The organism is Azohydromonas lata NBRC 102462 (assembly GCF_001571085.1).
Lineage (GTDB): Bacteria > Pseudomonadota > Gammaproteobacteria > Burkholderiales > Burkholderiaceae_C > Azohydromonas > Azohydromonas lata.
Window position 1 is genome coordinate 1 of sequence record NZ_BCTC01000155.1, and the last position, 11,475, is coordinate 11,475.

Genomic DNA, 11,475 nt, shown 5'->3' on the forward strand with positions numbered 1-11,475 from the left:
ATGACGAGATGCGCACTTGCTCCTCCCCCGGCAAGACGTCGAGCTCGGACACCGGCCGGCCCGGCTGGTTGGCGAGCGCACCCACCACGCCACGCACAGCCGCCACGAGGTAGCCGCACACGCGCGCCGCCTCGATGCGCTCATCGACCTGCGCCACCAGCTCGAAGCCCTCGCCCAGGTCGTCCACCGACATGCCCAGCGGATAGTTGGTCCGCTCCTCGCCGCCCAGCACCTCCATGCCCTCCCAGGTCACGTCGGTGCCGGCCGCCGTCGCCTGCGGGCTGTAGCGGTAGTTGAACAGCGCCGAGAACAGCGGCGTGCCGCCCGGCAGCGCGCTGCAGCGCTGCGCCAGCGACAGGCTGGCGTGCTCGTGGTGCAGCAGCCCGGCCAGGGCGGCATGCGTCTCGCGCATGCACTGCACCACGCCGCGGGCGCCCAGCCGCACGCGCAGCGGCAGCGTGTTGATGAACAGGCCCAGCGCCCGCTCGCCGCCTTCACCGCCGTCCATGCGTCCGAACAGCACCGTGCCGAACACCACGTCGTCCTTGCCGGTCGTCTTGCCCAGCACCAGCGCCCATGCCAAGTGGAACAGCGTTGCGGCCGTCACGCCGTGGCGCTGCGCCTGCCGTCGGATCTGCACGGACAAGGGCGCGTCCAGCACCTGGCGGCCCTCGACCACGCGGGTGCCGTCGCCTTGCACGTCGAGCAGTCCGAACGGGGCGGTCGGCTCGTCCACGCCTGCGAGCATGCGGGTGAAGTAAGCCTCGTGCTCGGCGCGGCTCACGCCCAGGCGCGTTTGCGCCACGTAGCGCCGGAACGGCACCTGCTCGGCCAGCTCGTGCACCCGCCCCTGCTGCACCAGCGCGATCTCCTCGACCAGCAGGTCCAGCGTGGCATGGTCCAGCACGAGGTGGTGGCTGGGCAGTTGCAGCAGCCAGCGCCGGCCGGCGCGGTCGTGCGCGGCGAGGGCCTGGATCATCGGTGCGCGGCGCACGTCGATGCGGTAGCGGCCCGGGTCCACGAGCGCGTCCAGTTGCTGCGCCACCGGGGGCGCGCCGGCCGCCTCGTCCACCGCCACCCATTGCAGTTGCACGCTCGCGTGCCGCTGCACCACCTGTACCGCCTCGGGCAGGCCTTCCCACAGCACCGCGGTGCGCAGGATGTCGTGGCGCTCGATCACGCGATTGAAGCTGTCGATGAAGCGCTCCAGCCGCTCCCGGCTGTCGAAGCTCAGCGCCAGCGGGGTGACGTAGGTGTCGCCCCGGGTCTGGAGCAGGTGGTGGAAGAGCATGCCTTCCTGCAGCGGCGCCAGCGGGTAGATGTCCTGGATGTTGGCCGCACCGCCCGGCACCGCCGCCTCGATGCGCGCGATCTGCCCGGCATCGAGTTCGACCAGCGTGAGCATCGCCGGCTCGATCGCCGTGCATCCCGCGGGAATGAGATTCGGCGGCACGGCGATGCCGCGGCGCCCTTCCTCCTGCAGCAGCGCCTGCGCGAAACCGGCGAGCTGCGGCTGCTGGAACAGCGTGCGCACCTGCACCGGCCAGCCCTGGCTGCGCACGCGCTCCAGCAGGCGCAGCGCCAGCAGCGAATGGCCGCCAAGCTCGAAGAAGTTGTCGTTGCGGCCCACCCGCGCCACGCCCAGCACCTCGGCCCAGATCGCGGCAAGCCGCCGTTCCGTCTCGCCGGCGGGCGCCTCGTAGCGCTTGTCGTCGACGAATGCCGGCGCCGGCAAGGCCTTGCGGTCGATCTTGCCGTTGGCGTTCAGCGGCAGGGCTTCGAGCACCACCAGCGCCGCGGGCACCATGTAGTCCGGCAGCACGTCGCCAAGCGACCGGCGAAGCTGCGCGGTATCGATCTCCTGCCCTGAGACGTAGCCCACCAGTTGCAGGCCCGCGGGGCTCTCGTTGGCCACGACGACGGCCTCGCGCACCGCCGGATGCGCCAGCAGGCTGGCCTCGATTTCGGCCAGCTCGACGCGGAAGCCGCGGATCTTCACCTGGTGGTCCATGCGGCCCAGGTATTCGAGCTCGCCTTGCGTGTTCCAGCGCACGAGGTCGCCGGTGCGGTAGAGCCGGCCGCCCGGGACGCCGCCGAAGGGGTCCGCCACGAAGCGCTCGGCGCTCAGGCCGCCGCGGCCGAGGTAGCCGCGCGCCAGCAGCGCGCCGCCGATGCACAGCTCGCCCGCCACGCCTTGCGGCACCAGGCTGAAGTCCGGACCGACCACGTGCAGCGCCCGCCCGGCCAGCGGCACGCCGATGGGCATGCGCGGCGGCAGCTCGCGCGCCTGCTGGAGGTACGGCGAGCAGTCCAGCACCGAGGCGGTGACGGTCGCCTCGGTGGGGCCATAGGTGTTGAGCAGCCGGACATGTCCGAGCCCCGCTTCGCGCCAGGCCTTGAGCCCCTCGGGCGGCATCGCCTCCCCACCCGCATGCACCTGCCGCAAGGCGCCGTAGCTGCGCCGGCCCCGGCGCGCGAAGTCCTGCGCGAGCAGCAGCCAGTAGGCGGTCGTGAGGTCGGCCACCGTGATGCGCTGGCCGATGAGCTCGCGGTAGAAGGTCTCGCTGTCCCACAGCACCGGCCCGCGCAGCACCATGGCCGCGCCCGCCACCAGCGGCGCGAAGGTCTGCTCGATGAAGCCGTCGAAGTTCAGCGTCGAGAACTGCAGCATGCGGTCGGCCGGCGTCAGGCCGAAGAACCGGACGGATTCCTGCGCGTGCTGCACCAGGGCGCGGTGGGAAATGCCCACGCCCTTGGGCCGGCCGGTGGAGCCGGAGGTGTAGATCAGGTAGGCCAGGCTGTCGGGGTGCACCGCGATCTGCGGATCGGTATCGGGTTCGCCGCCGGCATCGAGCGTGTCCAGCGCCAGCAGCTTCAGCGCGCCGATGCCGGGCACGCTCAGGTGGCTCTGCGTCAGCGCCAGCGCAATGCCGCTGTCGGCCACCATGTAGGCCAGGCGGTCCGCCGGATAGCCGGGGTCCAGCGGCACGTAGGCGCCACCGGCCTTCAGGATCGCCAGGATGCCCACCACCATGTCGATGGAACGCTCCACCGCGATGCCCACCCGCGTCTCCGGGCGCACGCCCAGTGCCATCAGGCGGTGCGCCAGCCGGTTGGCGCGCGCGTTGAGCTCGCCATAGCTCAGCGCAACGGCCTCGAACACCAGCGCGGTCGCCGCGGGCGTGCCGCGAACCCGGCGTTCGAACCAGCGGTGCACGGGCTGCGCGTCCTCGTAGCGCTGCGGGTTCACGCCCCACGCCGCCAGTTGCGCGCGCTCGGCGTCGCCCGGCAGCGCCACGTCGCCCACGGCCTGCCACGGTCGTTCGGCCAGCGCCTTCAGCACCGACAGGTAATGCCCCGCCATGCGCTCCATCGTCTGCGGCTCGAACAGCTCCGCTGCATAGGTCAGGGTCGCCTGTACCCGCCCGTCCGCGCCCTCATGGGTGTCCAGCGTCAGCTCGAACTGCGCGGCCTGGACGCCCAGCTCATGCTCCGTCAGCGCCAGTGCGGGCAGGTTCTCCAGCGCGCGGAAGTCGGCGCGCTGGTGGTTGAACATGACCTGGAACAACGGGCTGGCGCTCAGGCTGCGCGCGGGCTGCAGGGCTTCCACCAGTTGCTCGAACGGAAGGTCCTGGTGCGCCTGCGCGCCCAGGGCCGCGTCGCGCGCCTGCCGCAACGCCTGCGACAGGCTGGTGCGCCCGTCCACCACGTTGCGCAGCACCTGCGTGTTCACGAAGAAGCCGATGACGCCCTCGGTTTCCACGCGGTGGCGATTGGCAATCGGCACGCCGACGCGTATGTCCTGCTGGCCGGTGTAGCCGCTCAGCAGCACCTGGAAGCCTGCCAGGAGCGCCATGAACAGTGTCGCGCCCTCGCCCTGCGCACGCTGGTGGAGGCCCGCGACCAGATCGCGCGGCAGCTCGAAGTGCTTGAGCGCCGCGCGGTAGCTGCCGTCGGCCCGGCGCGCATGGTCGGCCGGCAACTGCAGCACCGGGCATTCGTCCCCCAGCTGCTGCGTCCAGTAGGCGAGCTGGCTGCGCTTTTCCCCGGCTTCGAGCCAGTTGCGCTGCCACACGGCGTAGTCGGCGTACTGGATGGGCAGCGGCTGCAGGTCGCAGGCCTCGGCGCGGGCATGCGAGCGGTACTGGGTCACGAACTCATCGACCACCAGTTGCATCGACCAGCCGTCCGACACGATGTGGTGCATGACCACCACCAGCAGGTGCTCGTCGGCCGCCATGCGGATCAGGCCCACGCGCAGCAGCGGGCCGGTGCCCAGATCGAACGGCACGTCGTTCAGGCGGCGGGCGGCCGCATCGGCCTGCGCCTGGCGCTGCGGCGCCTCCACGTCGCCCAGGTCCACCAGGCGCAGGTCGAAGCCGCCGTCCTCCAGGATCACCTGCTCGGCCAGGCCCTGCGCATCGGCGCGGAACACCGTGCGCAGCGATTCGTGGCGCGCCACGATGGCCGCGAAGCTCGCCCGCACGGCCTGCGCGTCCAGCGCGCCCCGCAGATGCAGCGCACCGCTGATGTGGTACGCCGTGCTCTGCGGATCGAGCTGCCAGAGGAACCACTGGCGCGCCTGCGCATAGGAGAGGTGGCAGCGTCCGCGGGCCGAGGCCTCCCGGGCCAGGATGGGGAACTGGCCTATCGTCAGGCCCTCGGCGCGGATCTTGTCGTAGACGGCGCAACGCTGCGCCGAGGTCAGTCGAGAAAAGCGTTCCGCGATGCGGCGCGTCGACGTGCTTTCCATCAAGCTGTCTCCATGCTGTCGATGAACGAGTCGATGTCCAGAAGCGACTCGTCGGTGGGTTTGCTCCGGCCGGCTTGCGTGATCAGCGCAGCCATGCCGAACAGGGTCGGGTTGAGGAAGATGTCCTGGATCCGCAGATCGGACTGCAGCGTCGCCTGCACTCGCGACACGATCTGCACAGCCAGCAGCGAATGGCCGCCCAGCTCGAAGAAGTTGTCGCTGCGGCCCACGCGCGGCGCGCCGAGCAGCTCGCACCAGATGGCGGCCAGCGCCTCTTCCACGGCGCCGGCGGGTGCCTCGAAGGGCTTGTCGCTCGCGGCCTGTGCTGCGGGCAGCGCCTTGCGGTCCACCTTGCCGCTGCCGTTGAGCGGCAGCCGCTCCAGCACCACGATGGCCGCCGGCACCATGTAGTCGGGCAGCTTCGCCGCAACGCGTGCGCGCAGCGCGGCGGTGTCCACCGGCTGGCCACCCTGCGGCGCGACGTAGGCAACGAGCCGCGCGCCACCGGCGCCCTCGCTCGCCACGACCACCGCCTCGCGCACCTGCGGCTGCGCCAGCAACTGCGCCTCGATCTCGCCAAGCTCGATGCGGTAGCCCCGCACCTTCACCTGGTGGTCCAGACGGCCCAGGTAGTCGAGCTGGCCCCGCGCGTTCCAGCGCACCAGGTCGCCGGTGCGGTAGAGCCGTCTGCCATCAACCGCGGCCACGAAGCGCTCGGCGGTCAGCCCCGCGCGGCCGTTGTAGCCGCGCGCCAGGCCGACACCCCCCAGGAACAGTTCGCCGGCCACGCCCGCGGGTACCGGGTTCAGCGCGGCATCCAGCACCAGCAGCTGCGTCGCCGCAATCGGTCCGCCGACACGCGGCGGGCCCTCGACCCGCACCGCCGCCGACCAGACCGTGGTCTCGGTCGGACCGTACAGGTTCCACAGCTCGACACCGCGCGCCCGCAACTGCTCCGCAAGGTCCGGCTGCAGCGCCTCGCCGCCGCACAGGCCCTTGAAGCCCGGCTGCGGGCGGCCTCTCCAGCCGCCGGCCAGCAGCAGCCGCCAGCCTGCGGGCGTGGACTGCAGCACCGTGGCCCCGCTGCGCTCCACCAGCTCGGCCAGCGCGCTGCCGCTTCTCGCCACCTCCCGCGGCGCCAGGACGAGCCGGGCGCCGCACAGCAGCGGCAGGAACAGCTCCAGCGCCGCGATGTCGAAGGACAGCGAGGTCACGGACACCAGCACGTCGTCCGCCGCCATGCCCGGCGCATCCTTCATGCTCAGCAGGAAATGGGCAAGCGAGCGGTGCCGCACCATCACGCCCTTGGGCCGGCCGGTGGAGCCGGAGGTGTAGATGACGTAGGCGAGGTGTTCGCCGTTCACGGCCACCTGCGGGTCGGTATCGGGCTCGCCCGCCAGGTCCAGCATGTCCAGCGCCAGCCGCCTCGGTGCGTCCGCAACGCCCAGATGGCTCTGCGTGAGCAGCAGCGCGATGCCGCTGTCCTGCACCATGTAGGCCAGGCGGTCCGCCGGGTAATCCGGGTCCAGCGGCACGTAGGCGCCGCCGGCCTTCAGGATGGCCAGGACCCCGACCACCATCTCGATGGAGCGCTCCACCGCGAGGCCGACCTTCGTTTCCGGGCGCACGCCCAGCGCGATCAGGCGGTGCGCCAGGCGATTGGCCCTGGCATTGAGATCGCCATAGCTCAGCGCCTCCTGGCCGAACACCAGTGCCGTCGCCCGCGGCGTGAGGCGCACCTGCCGCTCCATCAACCGGTGCACCGGCAACGCATCGTCGTGGCAGCGGGCATTCACGCCCCAGGCTGCCACTTCGTCGCGTTCGGCGGCGGGCAGCCGCGCCAGCTCGCAAAGCCGCTGCGCGGGAGCCCCGGCGTCCTGCGCCAGTGCGGCCACGATCCCTTCCAGCGCCGACAGCACGTAGCCGCACACCCGCTGCGCGCTGACCGCCTCGTGGATCTGCGCCGCCATCTCGAAGCCCTCGCCCAGGTCGTCCACCGACAGCGTCACCGGGTAGTTCGTGCGCTCCTGGCTCGCGAGCACCTGCACGCCGTCCCAGACCTGGACGTCCCGCACATCGGCCTTCGGCGCGTAGCGGTAGTTCAGCATTGCCGAGAACAGCGGCGTGCCGCCCGGCAACCCGCTGCAGCGCTGCGCCAGCGACAGCCTGGCGTGCTCGTGGTGCAGCAACTGCGTGAGCAGCCCGTGCATCCGGGCCAGGCCCTCGCGCGCATCCAGCCCGCCGAGCTTCATCCGCACGGGCAGCGTGTTGACGAACAGGCCCAGCGCGCGGTGCGCGTCCTCGCCGCCCTGCATGCGGCCGAACAGCACCGTGCCGAACACCACGTCGTCCTTGCCCGTGGCCTGGCCCAGCACCAGCGCCCACGCCAGGTGGAACAGCGTGGCCGGGCTTACGCCGTGGCGCTGCGCCTGCTGGCGGATGCGGCGGGCCAGCCGCTCGTCCAGCGCCAGGCGCGCCTCGGCGATGCGCGTGCCGTCGCCCTGCACGTCGAGCAGGCCGAACGGCGCCGTGGGCTCGTCCACGTCGCCCAGCAACCGGCGGAAGAAGGCCTCGTGCTCGGCCTGGCTCATGCCCAGCCGGGCCTGCGCCACGTAGCGGCGGAACGGCACCGGCGCGGGCAGCTCGGCCTGGCGGCCCTGCTGGAGCAGCGCGATCTCGCGCACCAGCAGCTCCAGGGTGGTGTGGTCCACCACCATGTGATGGCACGGCAACTGCAGCAGCCAGCGCGCCCGCGCGGGGTCGTGCGCCGCGACGGCGCGGATCATCGGTGCCTGGCGCACGTCGATGCGGTAGCGCGCGGGGTTCACGTGCGCGGCCAGGCGCTGCTCGACGTCCGCAGCGGCCCCGGCATCGCCCTGGGCCTGGGCCTTGCCCTGCTCCTCGTGCAGCCACTGCAGCCGCAGCGGGGCCTCGCGCAGCACGACCTGCACCGCCTCCGCCAGCCCCTCCCACAGCACCACGGTGCGCAGGATGTCGTGGCGTGCGATCACCTGGTTGAAGCTGGCGACGAACTGCTCCAGGCGGCCTCGGCTGTCAAAGCTCAGCAGGTGCGGCGTGACGTAGGCGTCGCCCTCGGCCTGCAGCAGGTGGTGGAACAGGATGCCCTCCTGCAGCGGAGCGAGCGGATAGATGTCCTGGATGTTGGCCGCGCCTCCCGCCACCGCCGCCTCTATGGTGCGGATCTGCTCGCGGTCCAGATCGGCCAGCGTGAGCATGTGCGGCTCGATGGCCCGGCACCCTTCGGGAATGCCGTTGGCCGGCACGGCCACCTCGGCGCGGGCCGCGTCCTGCGACTGCACCAGCGCCCGGGCAAAGGCCTGCAGTTGCGGATGCTCGAACAGCGTGCGCACCTGCACCGGCCAGCCCTGGCCGCGCAGCCGCTCCAGCAGGTTCAGCGCCAGCAGCGAGTGGCCGCCAAGCTCGAAGAAGTTGTCGTGGCGGCCGACGCGCTCCACACCGAGCAGCTCGGACCACAGGGCCGCCACCCGCTGCGCCACCTCGCCCTCGGGGGCTTCATGGGCCCGGTCGCCCAAGGGTGCCGGCGCGGGCAGCGCGTCGCGGTCCACCTTGCCGTTGCCATTGAGCGGCAGCGCGTCCAGCACCATGAGCGCGCCGGGCACCATGTAGTCCGGCAGCGAGGCGCCCAAGCGCTCGCGCAGGGCGGCGGCGTCCATCGAATGGCCCGCGTGCGCGCTGACGTAGGCCACCAGCCGCGTGCCGGTGCCGCCCTCCCTGGCGACCACCACCGCTTCCCGGACCTCGGGTTGCGCCAGCAGCTTTGCCTCGATCTCGCCCAACTCGATACGGAAGCCCCGCACCTTCACCTGGTGGTCGATGCGCCCCAGGTATTCCAGTTGGCCTTCACGGTTCCAGCGCACGAGGTCCCCGGTGCGGTACAGCCGCTGGCCCTTGTCCGCGGCGACGAAGCGCTCCGCCGTCAGCCCCGCGCGGTCGAGGTAGCCGCGCGCCAGGCCCATGCCGCCCAGGTACAGCTCTCCGGGCACACCCACCGGCACGGCGTTGAGCGCCGCATCCAGCACCAGCGCGCAACGGTCGCCGGCCGGGCGGCCAATCGGCGCGTAATGGCTGTGGCTGTGCGTGACCCGCCATGTCGTGGGGCCGACCACCGCTTCCGTCGGCCCATAGGCGTTCACCAGGATCTGGGCGCGCAGCCGCTCGCGGGCGAGGGCGATGGTCTCCCTGGGCCACCCTTCGCCGCCGACCATGCACAGGCGAAGCGCCAGGCTCTCGTTCGTGGCCGCCAGGCGCTGCACGACGGCGCCCATGTAGGCCGTCGGCATGATGACGGAGCTGACCCGCTGCGCCCGCATCTCCTGCAGCACCTCGGCCACGGTCCTGCGGCTGGCATCGCACAGCACCATGGCGGCACCCGTGGCCAGCGGCGCCAGGAAGCGCTCCTGGGCCGCATCGAAGGCGATCGAGAACAGCGCCATCTCGCGGTCGCTGGCATCCATCGCGGTGGCCTCGGTGACGGCGCGGATCTGCATGGCAATCGGCCCGTGCGCCACCGCCACGCCCTTGGGCTGGCCGGTGGAGCCCGACGTGTAGATCACGTAGGCGATGTTCCCCGCGTGCAGCGCGGGCTGGGGATCGTGCGCCGGCTCGTCGTCGAGCGGCAGCGTGTCCAGCGCCAGCACCCGCAGCGGCCCGCCGGCCGGCAGCGCCGACGCCAGGTGGCTTTGCGTCAGCAGCAGCTCGATGCCGCTGTCGCGCAGCATGTGGGCCAGCCGTTGCGCCGGGTAGTCCGGGTCCATCGGTACGTAGGCACCGCCGGCCTTGAGCACGCCCAGCAGCGCCACCACCACGTCCACGGAGCGCTCCATCGCGATCCCGACGCGCTTCTCCGGGCCCACGCCCAGCTTCGCGAGGCGGTGCGCCAGGCGGTTGGCCCGGCGGTTGAGCTCGCCATAGCTCAGCGTGCTATCGCCCGCGATCACCGCGGGCGCGGCGGGCCGCGCCTGCGCGTGGTGCTCGAAGCGCCGGTGGACGAAGTCCTGCGTGCCCGGGTCCCACGGCGCATTCACGCCCCAGTGGGCCAGTTGCTGCGTTTCCTGCTCGCTCAGCAGCCCAACCTCGTCGATGCGCCGTGCAGGCGCTTCGGCCAACGCCCGCAGCACGGCGACGTAGTGGCCGGCCATCCGCTCGATGGTCTGCGCATCGAACAGCTCCTGTGCATAGACGAACGCCACGCCGAGCCGGCCCTGCGCATCTTCCGTCGTGTGCAGCGTCAGCTCGAACTGCGCCGCCTGGCCGCCGAGCGGGAAATCCTCCAGCGTCAGCCCCGGCAACCGCGCCAGCGGCTCGGTGCTGCTGCGCAGGTGGTTCATGAGCACCTGGAACAGCGGCGCATGGCGCAGGCTGCGCTCCGGCTGCAGCGCTTCCACCAGTTGCTCGAAAGGCAGGTCCTGGTGCGCCTGCGCCTGCAGCGCGGCCTCGCGCGCCTGGTCGAGCACGGCGCCCAGGGTTTGGCGGCCCTGGAGCCGGCCGCGCAGCACTTGGGTGTTCACGAAGAAGCCGACCAGCCCTGCCGTCTCGGCCCGGTCGCGGTTGGCCACCGGCACGCCCACGCGGATGTCCTCCTGCCCCGTGTAGCGGTGCAGCAGCACCTGGAAGCCCGCGAGCAGCGCCATGAACAGCGTGCAGCCCCGGGCCTGCGCGCTGCGCCGCAGGGCCTGGGCCAGTTGCGGTTCGAGCACGGCGGCATGGCGTGCCGTGGTGTAGGCGGGCACGGCCGGGCGCGGGTGGTCCGTGGACAGTTGCAGCACCGGGTGCTGGTCGCCGAGCTGGCCCTTCCAATAGGCCAGTTGGCGCTCCCGTTCGCCGGCTTCGAGCCAGCGGCGCTGCCAGGCGGCGTAGTCGGCGTACTGGACGGGAAGCGGCGGCATGCGGCGGGATTCGCCGAGCGTGTGCTGGCGGTAGTGCGCCACGAACTCGTCGATGAGGACCTTCATCGACCAGTCGTCGGAAACGATGTGGTGCATGACGAGCACGAGCACGTGCACCTGCGGCTCGTGCTCCCCGCTCAGGCGGATCAGGCCCACGCGCAACAGGGGGCCGGCCGCCAGGTCGAAGGGCGCCTGCACGAGCTCGCGCGCGATGGCCTGGGCCGCCTGCTCGCGAAGGGCCGGTGCTGTCGTGCCCAGGTCGAACAGAGGCATGTCCAGCGCCATGCGGGGCAGGACGTGCTGCTCGCCCTGTCCGGCGGCATGGCCCCGGAACACGGTGCGCAGGGATTCGTGGCGTTCCACGAGCGCCTCGAAGCTTGCGTGCACGGCCGCGCCGTCGAGTGCGCCATGCAGGCGCAGCGCACCGGGCACGTGATGGGCGGAGCTGCCGGGGTCGAGCTGCCACAGGAACCACAGGCGCTGCTGGGCGTGCGACAGCGGGAAGACGCAAGCGGCGGTGCCGGCCTCGCGCGGCAGGGCCGCCATGGGCGCCTGCTGCTGCCCGGCAAGCCGTGCAGGGTCGGCCGCATGGGCCGCCAGGGCCTGCAGCGTCTGGTGCTGGAACAGCTCCCTGGGGCTGAAATGCAGTCCGGCCCGGCCCGCCTGTGCCACCACTTTCAGGCTCAGGATGGAGTCCCCGCCAAGCTCGAAGAAGTTGTCGTTGCGCCCCACGCGCGCCACGTCGAGCACCTCGGCCCAAACGGCTGCCAGTTGCCGCTCGGCCTCGCCCGCGGG

The 11,475-nt window shown here is 72.1% G+C and carries 2 protein-coding genes; both read right to left on the bottom strand.

All coding sequences use genetic code 11. The features are described 5' to 3' along the window. Window positions 1-4,753, bottom strand: a 4,753-nt coding sequence (locus ALA01S_RS28715; RefSeq protein WP_157119363.1) for a non-ribosomal peptide synthetase, incomplete at its 3' end; no start/stop codon positions are given. Beyond that, a complete protein-coding gene (locus ALA01S_RS28720) occupies window positions 4,753-11,451 on the bottom strand; it encodes a non-ribosomal peptide synthetase (RefSeq protein WP_259375544.1) in 6,699 nt (2,232 codons plus the stop codon). The genes ALA01S_RS28715 and ALA01S_RS28720, both read right to left, overlap by 1 nt. Between the last annotated feature and the right edge of the window lie 24 nt (window positions 11,452-11,475).